This is a genomic window from Pseudoruegeria aquimaris (assembly GCF_900172235.1).
Lineage (GTDB): Bacteria > Pseudomonadota > Alphaproteobacteria > Rhodobacterales > Rhodobacteraceae > Pseudoruegeria > Pseudoruegeria aquimaris.
Window position 1 is genome coordinate 40,668 of sequence record NZ_FWFQ01000019.1, and the last position, 15,787, is coordinate 56,454.

At 65.3% G+C, this 15,787-nt stretch carries 21 protein-coding genes and 1 pseudogene; 6 read left to right on the plus strand and 16 right to left on the minus strand.

Features of this window, described 5'->3' with window-relative positions; all coding sequences use genetic code 11:
• Positions 1-7: 7 nt before the first annotated feature.
• From PSA7680_RS13225 to PSA7680_RS18730, 14 genes and pseudogenes are all read right to left on the minus strand, one after another.
• Positions 8-436, minus strand: coding sequence for a DUF6362 family protein (locus tag PSA7680_RS13225; protein WP_085869196.1), 429 nt, complete (start codon positions 434-436; stop codon positions 8-10).
• Positions 433-639: a hypothetical protein gene (locus PSA7680_RS13230; RefSeq protein ID WP_442439566.1), complete on the minus strand. Its 207-nt coding sequence runs from the start codon at positions 637-639 to the stop codon at positions 433-435. The genes PSA7680_RS13225 and PSA7680_RS13230 overlap by 4 nt, the downstream gene beginning before the upstream one ends.
• The gene (locus PSA7680_RS13235) at positions 636-1,157 is read right to left on the minus strand and encodes a crossover junction endodeoxyribonuclease RuvC (RefSeq protein WP_085869197.1); all 522 of its coding nucleotides are present in this window, start codon (positions 1,155-1,157) and stop codon (positions 636-638) included. Before PSA7680_RS13235 ends, PSA7680_RS13230 begins: the two co-directional genes overlap by 4 nt.
• Positions 1,158-1,492: 335 nt before the next feature.
• Positions 1,493-3,895 (minus strand): AAA family ATPase, encoded by a 2,403-nt coding sequence (locus tag PSA7680_RS13240; protein ID WP_085869198.1) that lies wholly within the window; start codon positions 3,893-3,895, stop codon positions 1,493-1,495.
• Positions 3,892-4,623, minus strand: coding sequence for a PD-(D/E)XK nuclease family protein (locus tag PSA7680_RS13245; RefSeq protein WP_245824628.1), 732 nt, complete (start codon positions 4,621-4,623; stop codon positions 3,892-3,894). Before PSA7680_RS13245 ends, PSA7680_RS13240 begins: the two co-directional genes overlap by 4 nt.
• Positions 4,624-4,703: 80 nt before the next feature.
• A complete protein-coding gene (locus PSA7680_RS13250) occupies positions 4,704-4,904 on the minus strand; it encodes a DUF6511 domain-containing protein (protein WP_085869200.1) in 201 nt (66 codons plus the stop codon).
• A 221-nt stretch (positions 4,905-5,125) separates the two neighbouring features.
• Positions 5,126-6,052, minus strand: coding sequence for a DEAD/DEAH box helicase (locus PSA7680_RS18965; protein WP_245824630.1), 927 nt, complete (start codon positions 6,050-6,052; stop codon positions 5,126-5,128).
• Between the two features lie 199 nt (positions 6,053-6,251).
• Positions 6,252-6,809, minus strand: a pseudogene (locus tag PSA7680_RS18970) (DEAD/DEAH box helicase); the annotation flags it as partial.
• A 10-nt stretch (positions 6,810-6,819) separates the two neighbouring features.
• Complete coding sequence (locus PSA7680_RS13260) at positions 6,820-7,434, minus strand: hypothetical protein (RefSeq protein WP_085869201.1); 615 nt, start codon at positions 7,432-7,434, stop codon at positions 6,820-6,822.
• 13 nt (positions 7,435-7,447) lie between these two features.
• Positions 7,448-8,326: an ATP-binding protein gene (locus PSA7680_RS13265; protein WP_085869202.1), complete on the minus strand. Its 879-nt coding sequence runs from the start codon at positions 8,324-8,326 to the stop codon at positions 7,448-7,450.
• On the minus strand, positions 8,323-8,811 hold the full coding sequence (locus PSA7680_RS13270; protein ID WP_085869203.1) for a hypothetical protein: 489 nt from the start codon (positions 8,809-8,811) through the stop codon (positions 8,323-8,325). Before PSA7680_RS13270 ends, PSA7680_RS13265 begins: the two co-directional genes overlap by 4 nt.
• A gap of 27 nt (positions 8,812-8,838) precedes the next feature.
• Positions 8,839-9,201 (minus strand): hypothetical protein, encoded by a 363-nt coding sequence (locus tag PSA7680_RS13275; protein WP_245824632.1) that lies wholly within the window; start codon positions 9,199-9,201, stop codon positions 8,839-8,841.
• On the minus strand, positions 9,201-9,407 hold the full coding sequence (locus tag PSA7680_RS13280) for a helix-turn-helix transcriptional regulator (protein ID WP_085869204.1): 207 nt from the start codon (positions 9,405-9,407) through the stop codon (positions 9,201-9,203). The genes PSA7680_RS13275 and PSA7680_RS13280 overlap by 1 nt, the downstream gene beginning before the upstream one ends.
• A 211-nt stretch (positions 9,408-9,618) precedes the next feature.
• Positions 9,619-10,308, minus strand: coding sequence for a hypothetical protein (locus PSA7680_RS18730; protein WP_085869205.1), 690 nt, complete (start codon positions 10,306-10,308; stop codon positions 9,619-9,621).
• Between the two features lie 104 nt (positions 10,309-10,412).
• Between PSA7680_RS18730 and PSA7680_RS13290 the strand changes: the two genes are divergently transcribed.
• Both PSA7680_RS13290 and PSA7680_RS13295 read left to right on the plus strand, forming a co-directional pair.
• Positions 10,413-11,090, plus strand: coding sequence for an XRE family transcriptional regulator (locus PSA7680_RS13290; protein ID WP_085869206.1), 678 nt, complete (start codon positions 10,413-10,415; stop codon positions 11,088-11,090).
• A 1-nt stretch (position 11,091) separates the two neighbouring features.
• Positions 11,092-11,823, plus strand: a complete 732-nt coding sequence (locus PSA7680_RS13295) for a hypothetical protein (RefSeq protein WP_085869207.1) — start codon at positions 11,092-11,094, stop codon at positions 11,821-11,823.
• Positions 11,824-11,894: 71 nt separating this feature from the next.
• On the opposite strand, the gene PSA7680_RS13300 is transcribed toward PSA7680_RS13295, so the two are convergent.
• On the minus strand, positions 11,895-12,767 hold the full coding sequence (locus PSA7680_RS13300; protein WP_085869208.1) for a DUF4231 domain-containing protein: 873 nt from the start codon (positions 12,765-12,767) through the stop codon (positions 11,895-11,897).
• Positions 12,764-13,162 carry a TIR domain-containing protein gene (locus PSA7680_RS13305; RefSeq protein ID WP_085869209.1) on the minus strand — a complete coding sequence of 133 codons (399 nt, stop codon included), beginning with the start codon at positions 13,160-13,162 and terminating at the stop codon, positions 12,764-12,766. The genes PSA7680_RS13300 and PSA7680_RS13305 overlap by 4 nt, the downstream gene beginning before the upstream one ends.
• Before the next feature lie 232 nt (positions 13,163-13,394).
• Between PSA7680_RS13305 and PSA7680_RS18570 the strand changes: the two genes are divergently transcribed.
• The 4 genes from PSA7680_RS18570 to PSA7680_RS13320 are packed head-to-tail and all read left to right on the plus strand — an operon-like array spanning position 13,395 to position 15,782.
• Entirely contained in the window at positions 13,395-13,613 is a 219-nt protein-coding gene (locus tag PSA7680_RS18570; RefSeq protein ID WP_139838650.1) for a hypothetical protein, read from the plus strand.
• Positions 13,614-13,669: 56 nt separating this feature from the next.
• Complete coding sequence (locus PSA7680_RS13310; protein ID WP_245824633.1) at positions 13,670-14,086, plus strand: DUF2924 domain-containing protein; 417 nt, start codon at positions 13,670-13,672, stop codon at positions 14,084-14,086.
• Positions 14,083-15,402: a recombinase family protein gene (locus PSA7680_RS13315; protein WP_085869211.1), complete on the plus strand. Its 1,320-nt coding sequence runs from the start codon at positions 14,083-14,085 to the stop codon at positions 15,400-15,402. Before PSA7680_RS13310 ends, PSA7680_RS13315 begins: the two co-directional genes overlap by 4 nt.
• Positions 15,402-15,782 (plus strand): hypothetical protein, encoded by a 381-nt coding sequence (locus tag PSA7680_RS13320; RefSeq protein WP_085869212.1) that lies wholly within the window; start codon positions 15,402-15,404, stop codon positions 15,780-15,782. The genes PSA7680_RS13315 and PSA7680_RS13320 overlap by 1 nt, the downstream gene beginning before the upstream one ends.
• Positions 15,783-15,787: the final 5 nt, after the last annotated feature.

A 15,787-nucleotide genomic window follows, 5' to 3' on the forward strand; every position in this document is an offset into this window, starting at 1 on the left:
CCATCCGCTACGCGCCGCGTGCGAGGCGGATCAGCTTACGCTTGGAAAGCTGGCGGTTGACCGGCTGGCGGTTCAAGGTCAGCGCGATGACCGAGAGCCCGTAGGCCCAGTGCTGATGGGCCGCCGCCCGTTGCAGGCCCACGGCGTAGCAGATTTCCTTCCAGCGCTCGCCATGCGCCTTCATCCAGACGATCTTGCCGTCGATGGGTTCGAGGCAGCCGGTCCAGGTCAGCGTCTCCTCCATCCGGCTGATCGCCTGCGGCGAGGGCAGCACGCGCATCTGCTTCGGCTCCTGGCCCACCTTGTCGGCAAAGCTGTGGACAATCTCGGGCCAGGTCGAGAAGTATCCGCGCCGACGCGGGTCCGGGAGCCGTCGCAGGATCAGGGCCGCTTCCGCGAGCCGTTCCTCCACGAGGGCGGGTGTCCAATGGGTCATCGTTTGTCCTCCGTCTTGTCGAAGCGCGCGCCATAAAGACGCTCGCCGAGTTGCCGCACCAGTTCACGCTCAGGCCAAGTAAGCCGTTGGTCGTCAAGGGAAACTGCCAGCAGGCCTTGCTCTCTCCAGCCGTCGCGCTTGACCTCATCGGGGTCACGTCGCCGCCCGCCATAGCCCGGCGGGGTGAAGCGCATCGCCTTCATGCCAGCCCTCCCTTGGTTTCGATCGCCCAAAGCAGGATCGCGATGGCATCGGCCTCGTTGTCGTCCGCCGGGTTGAAGCCCCGGGCGCGGGCCGCGTCGATCATGGCGTGCTTGGTTGCATTGCCCTTGCCGGTGGCGTGGCGCTTGATGGTGCCCACCGGGACGCCCTCGTAAGGCACGCCGCGCAGCTCGGCCCATGCGGTCAGCGTGGCCATGAGCCCGCCGTAAACGTGGGCCGCGTCGGTGCCCGCATGGCGGCGGACTTCCTCGAACCAGATCGCTTCCACCGGCCCCGAGAGCCGATCGATCTCGGTCAGCCAGTTGGTGAAGCGCAGATAGCGCATGCCGCCACCGTCGAAGCGGCCCGGGCGAAAGCTGACCGTGCCGGTGGTGATCAGCCCGTCATGGCCGCGCAGCGCCCAGCCTGTCGTGGTGCCGAGGTCGAGGGCGAGGATGGTGCGTGACGGCGGATTCAGGGTTGCGCCGGGCTCGACACCGGACAGAGTCGTATCAGCCATGGGTGGTCTCCTTTTCTGGTTGGCTGCTCGGGTGGAAGACGACGGCGGTTGATGCTTGGCGGTACCGGCCGCCGTCGTCGGATGGATGTGCAGGGAAGGTCAAAGCCCACGCGCGCGGACACCCCGCTACATATGGGATGGGGGCCAACTCCTCCGGTTGGCCCCCATACGAAGTATGGGGGCTTTCCCCACTAACTCCTCCACATCGCCCAACGCATTGAAAACACGTCGTAAAACATGATTTTGGAGGAGTTGGGGAGGAGTTGGGCCACTAACTCCTCGGCCGCCGCAAGTCATTGATTTCATTGAAACAGGAGTTGGGAAGGACATAGGAGTTAGGCCTCACTCCTAGGAGTTGGTGAGGCTTCTTCCGCGTCCGTCGTCGTCTCGGGATAGACCCAGACGGCCGGATTTTCGACGTCCATGCAGACGCCGGAAAGCGGGCATTTGTAGTGGCTGGGCAGCACCGGAGCGGCGGTCTCGCGGACTTCCCCGGTCTCGGGGTCCACCTGTTCCTCGGGCCGGAAACGCATGCCCTTGACGCAGAGATAGCCGAAGCGCGACCGGACCTTTGGGTATCCGAATTGTGCACCGTCGCGCAGGAACTTGATGTGACCTTTCGTGGCGAGGACACTGAGGCGTTCCCTGATCGTGAATTTGCTGCCAAGGCCGCTCTTGTTCTCGAAGGCTTCGGCGAATTGCATGGTCGTGTAGAGCCGCCCCTCGGCCGCTTCCTCGAAGAGAATGTCGAGGATCACGTCCCGCTTGCGATCTCGCTCCGCGTCGAACTTGGCGCCCTGTTCGGCGCGCACGAGCCGTTCGTTCATCGGGTTGACCTCCACCCACTGGCCCTTGACCTTGTCGACGAGCTTGGCCGGCAGCGCGGGGCCGTTCCTGAGCTCGATCTCCAGCCGGCGTTCGCTGGCGTCTTCATCCGGCCGGTGCAGGATCAGGCCCGTCGTGTAGAAGCCGCGCAGCGCACTGGCGCCGGAGAGCGCGAGGAACGGATCCTCCTTCACCTGGTGCTTGGAGAGCTTCTTGGTGTGGTGGACGAGGATCACGCCGCAGTCGGGGTTGACGTGATCGCGTAGCACCTCGACGCGGTCATTGAGGAAGAACATCATCGCGGCGTTGTCGTTCTCGCCGCCGCCATCCGGGCCACCGTCGAAGAGGTTGCGGATCGGGTCGATGCAGACAATGTCGAGCGGATCGTCGGGGAACGACGCCCTGATCGCCGCGGCCACGCGGGCGCTGCCCTCGGCATCGAGCAGCATCTTCAGCTTCGGGGTGACGACGAGGTTGTCGCGCGCGGCGGCGATCAGGTCCGCTGGCAGGCCGATCTGCTGCATCCGCTCGCGCAGGTAGTGATACTGGATCTCGGCCTGCAGGTAGAAGATCCGCAAGGGCCGTGGCGGGGTGAAGCCCAGGAAGGGCACGCCGGCTGCCATGTGCACGAGCCAGGCAATGAGCAGATCGCTCTTGCCGACCTTGGGCGCGCCGCCCAGCACCAGGAGCCCGCCCGGGGTCAGCACACGCGGGCCGATCAGGTCGGCGGGCATAGGGCTCGTGTCGTCGAGCAGCTGCCCCAGCGTGAAGGTCGGCATCTCGTCAGGCGCCGGTGCGGCGCTGTCGAGCCGGACCAGCGGCGGCCCGTGGCGCTCGACATGGTGCGCCCAGAGGCGTTCGGATTCGCGCTTGAGCCGCTCCACCGGCCACTGGGGCCGCAGCATGGCCGCGTTGTAGCCGCAGATCGCCTCCCAGCCCTCGGTCTTCGAGAGGCGCCCCTCGTGGACCAGCCGGATGAAATAGCCGATGGCGGCGGAGGCGCCCTCGAAGCGCGACCAGTCGTCATTGCCGCCCTCGCGCACCGGGGTGACCAGAACGTCGTTTACGGCAGGTTTGTCGGGCGTGGCGAAATCCGGCGTCAGGCTCACGCCCGGCGAGGGCGGCATGTCGGCCACGGCCTCGGCGAACTCGTCGAGATCGCGCTCTACGCCAGCGTTCAGTTCGACGATGCGCACGAGCGTCTTCAGGCCGTTCTTGTAGTAGACCGAGCCCGCCACCCGGATCGGCTGATGCGCCGAGCGGAAATGCATGTCGCCGCCGACCTTGGCGGCGATGTCGCCGCGCAGACGGCAGAGACGCCGGATATCGTCGCCCTCGGCCGACTCGGTGAGCTTCCACCACACATGCGCCTTGTGCTGGCCCTCAGGCGTGATGCCGCCGCTTTCCACCACCATGGTGGGCGGGCCGAGATGGCGTTCGAGATGGGCGCGCTTGGATGCAATGTCGCCGCTGTCGATATCCACGACCACGGCCTGCATCTGAGCCACGTCGGCGGCCTTGGCCTGGCCGGTTTCCGCGACCGTGCCGGGAATGACGTAGACCGCGGCTCCCTCGCGCGCGGCCCAGCCCGCGAAGGTCCCCATCTTTTCGGGCGCCGTCTCGTCGGCCGCGATCCAGATGTTGTGCGGCCGTCCGTCGATCCCCTGGCCCTTGTCGATGAAGCTGCGCACCGGGATCAGCCCGTCGCAATAGCCGAACACCACCTCCATGAATGAGGCGATCTGCTCGGGATCCGGCTCGTCGCCGAACGGGTCGAGCTGCGGCGCCGCGTCGTTGAAATCGCGCCAGGGGTTGAAATGGACGAGGTTGGCCTCGGATTGGTCGGTCGTGCTGTCGTCGCGCATGTCGGTGTCCTCGGGTGGTTCGGGCGGGTCCTTGGGGGCGTCGCTCATCCGGAGGGCTCCGCCCGTTCGCGGCTGAAACGCTCCACTGGAGCGTTTCCGGAGACGCCGCTCACCCAGCAACGTTCGGCCCAGGGGCAGAAGCGGCATTCGAAGAAGTCGCGGTTCTGGGCCACGCGCGGCAGCAACTCGCCCGCGTCGGTGGCCCGCAGGATCCGCACGCCGCGATCCGACATACGTTGCGCGAGTTCGGCGTCGAAGGGCACGAGCTCGTGGTGCAGCTCGGCCGTGTCCTTGTTGATCGCGGTGAAGAGCGCCGGGTTTTCGGAAATGCCCGGCACGCTCGCCTCCATGTAGGCCTGGTAGAGCGCGATCTGCGCGGCGTAGACGGGCTTGGCGACGGTTACGCCCTTGGACACCGTCTCGCGCCAGTTCTTCGCGTTCATCGTCTTGCATTCCCAGAGGACGGGTGTGCGCAGACCCATGGCTGTGGGGGCGTCCATGACGATCCCGTCCACATGGCCGCGAATACGCCCGCCGGCGACCGAAAAGCCGAACTGGCCGCCGTCGCGCTTCCGGGTGGCGAGATCGAGCCCGGCGGCGCGCAGCCAGCGGATGGCGAGATCCTCGAGCGCGTGGCCTATGGCGAAGATCCGGAGCGAGCGGCCGGAGAACTCCTGGCCCTCGTCCTTGGGAGCATGGGCAAACTCAAACTGCAGAGCCCGCTCGCAGGACTGCCCCAGTCGCGAGGCGCCGAGATAGTTACGCGGCGGGGTCACGGCGCGCTCCGCCTCGAGGGAGGCGTCGACGGCCGAGTTGATCCGTTCGGCGATGCCGGGCCTATGGTTGAAATCCAGCGTCAAAACGGCACCTCCGCCTTCCTGGCGATGTGGGACATCTCGGCGCCGTAGCCTTCCAGCACCTCCTCGATCAGGGCCGCGACCTCGGTCTCGGAAAGGTCACAGAGGCGCTTCTGCCAGCCGATATCGCCCATCAAGCGGCCCAGCCGCTTCATCACCAGTGCGATGGCGAGGCGTTCTTCATCGGTCGTTCCGATCATGGTCAGTCCTTTCCTGTGACGGGCTGCGAACCACCGCTGGCAGGGCATCGAGCAGAACCAGCGGTGTTTGCGCGGTCGCGGTTTGTCGGGGTCGGAGAAGCCAAAGCCCTGCGCCGGGCGCAGGCAGACGGCACAAAGGTGGAAACGCGGATGCCAGAGGCGATCACGACCCGGTCGATCCGGAGCCTCTGCGGGCGGGGATGAGACTTGCGCGACATGGTTCACGCGGCCCTCCGTTCCGGCGTGGCGGCGGCCTGAATGAGTTGCCGGATCGCGCGCTTGTTGAACCGGAAGGAGATCAGCGCCGAGGCGTGATAGCGGGTGAGCCCGTAATCCTGCCGCGCGCTCGGGGGCAGGTATTGCAGCTGCTTCTCAGTTGGGGCCTGGCCCAGCCAGCCCCGGGTCTTGAAGGCGCTCTCGTCGCTCTCATGGGTGTTCAGCCAGTCATCGGCCTGCGCGAGGCAGACGGCGCGTTCGCCGATGCCGAGAAGCCGGAGTTGCGCCCCGCGCCGGCCACCGACCGCATACCAGAGCCCGTCCATCCAGAAGATGCCGCCCCAGGCGGTGAAGCCCGTCGCCATCAGTGCCGCCTCGTCGCCGAAGAGATCGACCCACTGGAAGCTCGACCGCTTCAGCAGGTCGATCTCGGTCATCACGAAGCCCTCGAGCGCCTCGGCACCGCCCTCGTCCTTCTGCTCGACCAGCAGCGCGCCGCAGAGCGGGCATTCCCGCGCACCAAGCGGGATCTCGGCATCGCAGTCAGGACAGGTCTTCGTGGGCGCGCTGCCGCTGGCGGAGCGGTCGTCGAGGTCCACGTCCTGTTCCAGCGTGCCGTGCATCAGGCTCGACGTCCCGAAATCCAGCACCACGCAGTCGGTCTTGACGACGCCGGGATGCTCCTCGGGGTCGACCGTGCGCAGGCCGCGCCCGACCATCTGGATCATGGTGGATTTGCAGGATGAGGGCCGCAGCAGGATCACGCAGGACGTGGGCGGATGATCGAACCCCTCGGTGAGCACCGCGACGTTGACCAGCACGGCGATCTCGCCCGAGGCATAAGCCCCAAGGATGTTGCGGCGCTCGTCGGCGGAAAGCTCGCCGTGGATCAGCCCCGCCGGGATGCCGGCCGCGTTGAAAGCCTCGGCCACGTGGGCGGCATGGGCAATGGTCGAGCAGAAGACGATGGTGGATGGTGGGGCGACCGGCGGCCTTGTCGCGCCAGTGGCGGATCACCTCGTCGGTGACGGGCGTGCGGTCCATGATGCCGGCAACCTCGGTCATGTCGAAGTCGAGAGCCGTCTTGCGCACCTTTTGCAGTTGCTCGCGCACGCCCACGTCGATCACGAAGGTGCGCGGCGGCACCAGGTGGCCCGAGGCGATCAACTCACCGAGCCGGACCTGGTCGGCCACATTGTCGAAGACCTGGCGCAACCCCTTCCGGTCGCCCCGGTTGGGCGTGGCGGTGACGCCGAAGATGCGCGCCTCGGGATTGGCGTCCCGCACCCGGTCGACGATCCGCCGGTAACTGTCGGCAATGGCGTGATGCGCCTCGTCGATCACCAGCAGGTCGAGCTTCGGCATGGTGCGGAGATTGCGGTCGCGGCTCAAGGTCGGCGCCATGGCGAAGGTGACCTGGCCATCCCAGGACTTGGTGGCGGCATCGACCACCGAGGTGGTCACGTCCGGGTTGACCCGGCCGAACTTCTCCCGGTTCTGGGCCGTCAGTTCATCGCGATGGGCCAGCACGCAGGCCTTGGCGCCGTCGCCGGCCATCTTGCCCGCGACGGCGGACAACATGATGGTCTTGCCCGATCCGGTCGGAGCAATCCCGAGCGTATTGCCGTGGGTCGAGAGCGCAGCGAGGCTGCGCTCCACGAAGAGTTTCTGGCGGGGACGAAGGCGCATGGGCGTGCCCTCACTCGGCCCAGGACGGGCGGCCCGGCATGGACGGCGCGGTGGGGGTCTGGGCGGCGGCAGTCTGCGTGGCGATGACCGGGGCCGCCGGAGCCGTGGGCGTCATCGGCGCAGGCGTCGTTCCTATGATCCGGGCGTAATCGCGATGGTCCGGCGTCACGGCCGAGCGGATCTCGTTCTTCTCCTCGCCCATGGCGTCGGTGCCGATATCGATCCGGGCCACGAACTCAAGCCCGTCGAGATCGGCAAAGCCGCCGATCCGCCGCGCCGCCTGCGCCTGGGGCGACTGGTCCTTGTCGGAGATTCCCCGCGCCGAGTTCAGCATGCCGCGAATGAGGCTGCGGCCCATGTTGGCCCAGTCCGGACCCTTGGGGCTGTAAAGCCCGATCAGCGTGAAGATCTTGCGCCGGGCATAGGGGCCTTCGAGCACGGTGAACTCGCCGTTCAGATACACCGCGCCGGTGGTGCCGCGGGTGGCATAGCCCCCGGTCCAGCCCTGCGACGGGTCGTCGAACCCGCCAGGGCGGATCGTCAGCCGCACCTTGGCGAGCGTGCCCTTGGGGATGAGGTTGGCGTTGGATTGCGCGTCGTTGAAGTCGTTCCAGAGGCCAGACATGGCATTGGTCCTTTCAGTTGGAGGGATCGGTTTGAGAGTTGGCGGCGGGCGCCGGGATCGCCGGCGGATCGATCACCAGCGGGCGGGCATCGAGCGGCAGCGGCTGGTGGATCTTGTCGATCAGGCGGCCGAGATCGGGGGGCTCGAGCATCTCCAGCCGACCGGAGCGGTCCTTGGCCGGATAGCCCCAGGGGTTCTGGGTCTGGCAGACGAAGACCCGCCGAAGCTCGCCCTGCTCATCGGGTAGCGAGGTCAGGGTCAGCACCTCGTCGACGATGCCGGGCAGTTCCAGCCCGGTCTTGGAGCCCTCGATCTGCGGCACGAAGTGCTTGCGGTTGAAGTCATCGAGCTTCTCGTCGAGGATGCCGACGAAGATCACGTTCTTCGCCCGCGTGTGCTGGAGGTGCGTGAGCCAGCCGATCATCTCGCGCCCGTGCAGCCCGTAGGCGCCGCGCACGTCGGGCTTGCCGGTCTTGTCCGAATGTGCCTCCGGCTGGCCCTTGCACCACTGGAAACACAGCCGGCCGGCGACGGTGATCGAGTCGACGAAGATCGTGTCGTACTTGTCGAGCGCGGCGGGATCGCCGAACTTCTTGCAGACCGCGTCGTAATGCGCCCGGCTGTAGGGCTGGTCGTCGCGCAGCGCCGGGTTGGCGCCGCCGATGAACACCGCGAAGTCGCGGCATTCGGTCCAGGTGCGCGGGCGGATCGTGTCGATGGCCAGCCCCTCGACAGCGAGATCGCCCGCCTCGAGATCGAAAAACAGCGTGGTGCTTGCCTTGAGCGTGCGCAAAAGCGTGGTCTTGCCCGCGCCGCTGGCTCCGAAGATTGCGGCCTTCACGCCACGCATCTCCGCGAGCCGCTGATCGGCGGTGATGATGGGGAGGCTCATTGATCCGCCCCTTCCGGCTTGATCTCGACCTTCAGCGCGCCGGGCCGCAGGGTGCGGGCGGGCTCGAAGCCGGCGCGGATCGCCTCGGGCCAGGCGGCGTATTTGCGCTCGGGCACCTTGTAGGTGACGTCGACATATTGGGCAGGATCGTCGCCCGCGGCGCGGATCCGTTCGACCATGGCGGCAAGCCGCTCCTGGTCCCAATCCACCCGCTTGGGCAGGTCGGCGACCACGGTGAAATCGCCATCAGCGATGCGGACCGTCCCGGTGTCCTTGCCGCAGGCACGGCGGGCCTCGGCGGCGCGAGAGCCGTAGCGGACATCCAGCGCGGCGTTGAACCGGGCGCTGACGGCGCGCATCTGGCGGGCGGCCTCGGCGATCTCGCGCTGCAGGACGGCGAGCAATTCGACCGGCAGCTGGGCAATCTCGCCGGTGGGCAGGTTGAGCAATCCGTCGATGCTCGGGGTGTTCTCGGGGTATGGCATGTTGATCTCCTGTTGGGGGATTGGGTGTCAGGCGGCTTCGAGCAGCCGCATGGAGAGCGGCGCGCCGGGCGGGCCCGGCCTAGGGCGGGCGATGGCGATGTAGGCGAATTCGTCGGGGCCGAGCCGGGTCTGCACGAGATGCACGAGCCCCTGGTCCGCGGCGCGCATGGCCGCGGCCGCCACCTGTTGCAGGCTGCGCTGCTGCTCGGTTGAGAGCCGCGAGACGACCGAGGTCGCGTCCACCGCGAGAAAGCCCCGGTGATAGACCAGCGTCTCGCCGGGCTCGGCCTGCGCGATCCAGGCGCAGAGCCCGACCTCGTCGAGCCCGGGGCCATTCAGCCCGTGGATCGGCACCACCTCGGCCTCGGTGATGGGCGGCAGGCGTCCCATCACGCCGTTCCCGGCGCGGTGTCGGCGGTTTGTTGCAGCTGGCCCTGCTCGAAGGCGATGATGTCCTCGAGCCGGTAGACCACCCGGCCGCCGATCTTCATGTAGGCCGGGCCTTCACCCGCCCACCGCCAGCGTTCCAGCGTTCGGTGGGAAATGGTCCAGCGCCGGGCGAGTTCCTTCTGGTTGAGACAATGTGGTTTCCGCATCGTGCTTCCCCTCGTTGATGGCTTCGGGGAAGTGATGCCAAATCCCGCAAGGGGATGTCGTCAGGATCAGCGGGGGATGCGGAGGGGGATCACTAGCGCCTTGCGGGAGCGGGGTTTCCGGCCAGGTGGGGGATGGGTGATCCCCCACCATCCCCCAGCCGATCCCCCTTTGGCGCGATCCGCGAGTCGGATCGTGAGGGAAAGAGGCGACTCAGTCGACGTTCAGGCGATAGCCGCCCTTGCGGTCTGAGCGGATCAGCTGTCGCCAGTTCTTCTTCGATTTGAACACGTCGGCCATGCGCAGGCTCTTCGAGCCCGCCATGCTGAGGATCGCCTTGCCGTTCTGCCAGGGCTCGCCGGCCTGCGCAGCCGCGTGCAGGGCGCGCACCACCTCGGCCTGGATCGGGCCGAGCTTGAAGCGGTAGCCGTTACAGCGCACGTCCTGGTAGTCGGCGGAAGCGATGAAAGTGTTCTCTTCGCCTGCTCCCGAACGACCGGAGAATCCGGATTGTATTTCAAAGCGATCTCGCTCATCCCGCCGCAACAGAAGATCCCCGATCATCACCAGAACCGGTTCCGCGCCGTCCTGCACGACCGCGTAGCCGGCTCGGTCGGTGCGGAACGCGGTCACATGGATCTGGCCACTGCGAAACAGCTGAAAGACGTCCTGCGCGTGCAAATCCAGCAGGCCATTGTAGCGGGTTTGCTCCCACGGCACCGGGAAGCGTTCCCCTTCCGGCGTCTCTTCGAAATCGCCGAACTCGATCGGCACGCCGAACACCCGCACCGAAAGCCGCAGCCTGTCGTTCTCGGCGAGATAGATGAGGTCATCCTCGCTGATCGACCAGCGCTCCAGGATCTCGGGCAGCGTGAAATACAGCTTCTCGATATGCACGCGCACCCTCCGAATCCCGCCCAGATTGTTTACCCTTTGTTCCTATTCGCTTGACGCCGCACGATCAATCCTGTTTTATCCTATTTGATCCACAACTCGCTGGGGACAACATGACCTTGCATCACACACTGGCCGATCGGCTCAGGGCCCGCGCGCATCAGCTCGGGCTCAGCCCCGCGCATGTGGCCGAGATGGCCGGGGTCAACCGCTCCTTCGTCTACGACATCCTGCGGGGCCGTTCGACCCGTCCGAACGTCGAACGCCTCGGCGCCGTCGCGCAGGTGTTGAAGGTGGAGCGTGACTGGCTGATCCACGGCATCGGCGATGTCGAGGGCACGCCCCCCTTCATCGAGAACCCCGACGAGGCCTTCGTCTCCATCGCCCACGCAAGCCCGCGCCCGTCCATGGGCGGCGGCGCGGTGGTGCAGGATCACGAGGACAGCGCCGGCCGCGCCTATCACTTCCGCCGCTCCTGGATAAAGGGCAGCCTCGGCGCCAGCCCCTCGCAGCTGCGCATCATGCATGTAGAAGGCGACAGCATGGCGCCGACGCTTCTGAGCGGCGACACGGTGCTGGTCGACATGGCCCGCCGCGCGCCCAATCCGCCCGGCATCTTCGTGCTGGACGACGGCATGGGGCTGGTCGCCAAGCGGCTCGAGCACATCCCCAACAGCGACCCGCCCGCAGTGCGCGTCATCTCCGACAATCCCGTCTACAGCCCCTATGAACGAACGGCCGACGAAATCCACATCGTCGGCCGCATTCGTTGGTTCGCGCGGGAGATTTGAGGTGGTGGCGTTTCGGGAGATCGACGATGCCGACCCGGCGCTGGCGCACTCGCCGCTGGTGCGCGGGATCGAGAAGACCTTTGTCTGGATCGGCGAGCATGGCGGCATCCCCTTGACGCCGTCCAAGGCATTCAAGCGGGTCTTCGTGCATTGGGCGGCGGCCGAGTTCGACTGGCCCGGCCATACCGAGGCGGATCTCTTCGCGGTCAACAAGGTGCTGAACGAAGGGGATTTTCCGCCGCTTGAAATTCTGCACGACCTGATGATCACGATGAAGCTCGGGCGGCACTACAAGGGCGCGTTCCGGCTGACCAAAGCCGGTCAGGTGCTGGTCGGACATCCCGGGCGCATCTTCGGCACCGTCGTCCCGTTCTTCCTGTTCCGCATCAACCACGCCAGCCTGTCGCGCTTCGAAGACGCGCCGATCCTCGGCAACTGGGATGTGTTTCTGAACGTGCTGAACGTCGAGACCGAGGGCGGCGCCACCGGCGGCCACCTCCGCCGCGTCCTCTTCGGCGAGCCTGATGCGGGGTCGCAGCCGCGCTACGACGAGGTAATGGGCCAGTTCTACATCCAGGTTCTGCGTCCGCTGTGCTGGGCGGGATTGCTGCAGCAAGAGCGCGGCGCTGCCGGTTACCGTTCCGAGGAGGCGGTGTTCATGAAGACGCCGCTGTGGCGGGCGGCACTGCGGCTGGAAACGGATGGGATGGTGCGAGGGACGACGTGGCATTGAGCGACCTCTCATCCTACGGTCACTATCCGTCTACCCTTGCATTGTCTTCAAAAGGAGGCATGCACTCGTAATCAGCTTGCGTCTCTGCGAGCAACCCACTGAGTATGTTCTCGCGAAAATGCCAATTCCGCCTCGTTCACAAAATCAGAAAAATCATCCTCGCTTTTGACATAATCTGCATTGGACCTAATGATTCCGATTTCGTGGGCAGTGAGGTTGTAGCTGGCTGTTAGCTCACTATGGCGCTTAATCTGAATCCAACCGATGATGGATGTAACAACGACAATTAAAGGATCAAAAGCAAGCATAGCATAGCCAAGGCCTAATTGCTCAGCATTGATTGAAATGGCAGCCACAATGTAGACGGCTATCGTCACCACTACCCAAGCTCGAAAAGCGCGCCGATTCTCCTTTGATTTTCTCGAGTACCAGTGGCGCTGCTCGTCAATACGATTCCTGACATAATAATCCTTCCTTTCACTCAAGGTGAGGCCGCGAATATCCATCATTGAAGCAGTTACCTGATCCGCATCAGAATGATAGAGGTTCCGCGAAAGATGCTGGTTCGCCCTCAGTATGTCACGCAGAAGGTCGCGAAACTCCGCCCGAGGTTGCTCGACGCTGGCAGCATCTTGAAATGGGTGCGCTCTCATCACAAAGCGCCAAGTTGACGTTTTCACCGACTCAGCTAAGGCCCTCGATCTGTACCAATCCTGATCAAGCTTGCGGTATACCTTGAGCACAAAGAGACCTGCCAAAAACACGAGTAACAGGGTCAGGGCCAGAGGATTTAGGCCAGACATGTCCCGGGTAGAACTCAATGCTGATACAGAAAACAGCAGGAAATATTCGACCCGAATAGTCCAAAGAAAAGCCCTTTGCGCCGATGCTGAGGCTTCATCCGCACTGATGTAGAGGGCAGGAAATTCAAGCCCTACGTTCATCTGACGATCTCCCGAATGCCCGACACTATCGAGTCAGCGTTCCAGTTGACCACCTTATCCGCGGCCGCAACTACTGCGGTCGGCATGACGCGTGCAGAGCGAGGGCGAACCCCAAGAATAGGCTTGCCAATGCTCTTCGCAAAATCCATCTCGAACTGGATCCAGTCGCTGTGGTTTGTCCACATTCCGCCGATGATAATCACACAGTGCGCCGGCCGGATTTGTTGGCGGAGTTCTTCCTTCATCCTATAGTCGGCCATTAGTCCAAATGCTTTGGACTCCGGAACTGAATAGTTCTTCCAATTGAAGTATGGCCTGTTGTTGAGAAGGTTGACCATAGCTGAGTATCTCTCGCTATAGGACCAAGAATGACTGATGAACAGCTGGTAATGCATCTTGTGCTCCGTACTTCGACCTCCGCTAGATATCGCTATCATACGTAGCACTTGCGCGGGAATACCACTCGGGCCACCGCTCTACTTTTTCCTCCTGAGCGTGGCGCAAAGCCATCTCGTCCGATTGATTTCCTTCGCTTTCGCATCCCTACGACAACCCTTTGATTTCCCTTGAAATCCTCCCACGCGCGCGGCGAACACGGAGCAAACTGCCTCAGGAGGTTCGCTCCCCATGCCCGACGATTTGTCCTTCGCGCCGCCCGCCGAGACGCTCACCGCAAGCCAGCGGCTCGCTGAGCTGGCCGATATCCTCGCCGGCGCCGTTTCGCGCGCCAACCCGCCGAAACCTAACGAGAATTCTCCCACCAATCCAGACAGTTCGCTGGACATTCTCGCCCTCAGACGCCGTCTTCGGAGGCAGTTGCGAAACCGAGTTGGAGGCGAGGAATGAGGAACTCTCGATCGAATGGAAGCACGGCAGGACGGCCCGACGTCCTGGCCGAGTTGATGGCCCTGCAGGAAATGAGCGTGGCGCAGCTGCGCGAGAAATGGGAGGCGCTGTTCGACGCGCCCGCGCCGAATGGCAGCCGCGGCAACCTCGAGCTTCGGCTGGGCTACCGCATCCAGGAACTGGCCCTTGGCGGTCTGGGGCGCGAGACCCGGCGCACGCTCGACGTGCTGGCCGAGGAGGTCGCCGCCGGCAAGCTGGGCGGCCTGGTCTCGGACCCGCGCAAACCCGCCCCCGGCACCAAGCTGATGCGCGAATGGGAGGGCGAGGAGCATGTCGTCACCGTGCTGGCGGACGGGTTCGAATGGCAGGGACGGCGCTTCAAATCGCTCTCGGCCGCCGTGCGCGCCATCACCGGCGTGAACTGGAACGGCTGGCGCTTCTTCGGCCTTGATCGGACGGGAGGGGTGAAATGACCGCGCGACAAACGCCCACGCGCCGCCTGCGCTGCGCCATCTACACCCGCAAGTCCACCGAGGAAGGGCTCGACATGGAGTTCAACAGCCTCGAGGCGCAACGCGAAGCCTGCGAGGCCTATATCGCCAGCCAGCGCGCCGAAGGCTGGGCCTGCCTGCGCGAGCGTTACGATGACGGCGGATTCTCCGGCGGCACGCTCGACCGGCCGGCGCTGCAGCAGCTGATCGCCGATATCGAGGACGGGCTGGTGGACGTGGTGGTGGTCTACAAGATCGACCGGCTCAGCCGCGCGCTGATGGATTTCTCGAAACTCGTGGAGATCTTCGACCGCCATGGCGTGACCTTCGTCTCCGTCACCCAATCCTTCAACACCACCACCTCCATGGGCCGGCTGACGCTGAATATCCTGCTCAGCTTCGCCCAGTTCGAGCGCGAGGTGATTGGCGAGCGGATCCGCGACAAGGTGGCGGCCTCGAAGAAGAAGGGCATGTGGATGGGCGGCTTCGTCCCGCTCGGCTATGATGCCATCGACCGCAAGCTGGTCATCAACCCGGCCGAGGCCGAGAACGTGCGCACCATCTTCGAGCTTTTCGCGCGGTCCGAGACCACCGCCTCGGTCGTGCGGGAACTGGACGCGCGCGGCATCCGCTCCAAGCGCGGCCGCCCCATCGACCGCGGCGCGCTCTACAAGCTGCTGCACAACCGCATCTATCGCGGCGAGATCACCCACAAGGGCGCAGTCTATCCCGGCGCGCATGAGGCGATCATCAGCCCGGAGCTGTGGGATGCCGCCCATGCCGTTCTCAAGGGGAATACCCATGCCCGCGCCGGGCGAACCCGTGCAGCCGCGCCGGCCCTCCTGCGGGGGCTGATCTTCACCCAGACCGGCGCCGCGATGACGCCGCACCACACCAAACGCAAGGGCAAGCGCTATTGCTATTACACCTCGATGGACGTGATCCGTGGCCGCCCCAAGGCCGAGCTGCGCGGGCCGCAACGGCTGCCGGCCGCGACGGTCGAGGAAGCGGTGATCGCCGAGGTGCGGCGGATGCTGCGCACGCCCGAGATCGTGGCGCGCACCGCGAGGGCGCTGAGGAAAGAGCGCCCGGATCTCGACGAGAACACGGTCGTCGCCACGCTTGGCCAGTTCGATGACATGTGGGCCGCGCTGATCCCGGCCGAACAGGCGCGCGTCGTGCAGCTTCTGGTGGCGCGGGTCACGGTGGGCGAGGATGGGATGGACATCGACCTGCGCCATGACGGGCTCGGCGCCTTGGCGAGCCTGCTGACGCCCGAAGCAGAGGACGCCGCCTGATGCCCGCGCAGAACACTATCCGCGTCCACGTTCCGCTCTCCTTACGCAAACGCGGCGGTCGCCCGCGCATCCTGCCCCCCAAGGACGTGGAGGCCGCAACGCCCACCGGTCAGGATCCCCGCCTCCTGCGCGCCATCGGCCGGGCATGGCGCTGGCGAAAGATGCTGGAGAACGGCGAGGTCGCCACCCTCGCCGATCTCGCCGCCGACGAAGGCCTCTCCGACCGCTACCTCAGCCGCCTCACACGCCTCGCCTGGCTGGCGCCTGAGGTTCTGGAACGCCTCGTCATCCGCCGCGAACCCTGCGCGATCACCATCTACGAGTTGTGCCTCATCGCCTCGCTACCTTGGGAGGAGCAGGTGGAGAGGGTGTTTGCGTGACCGTC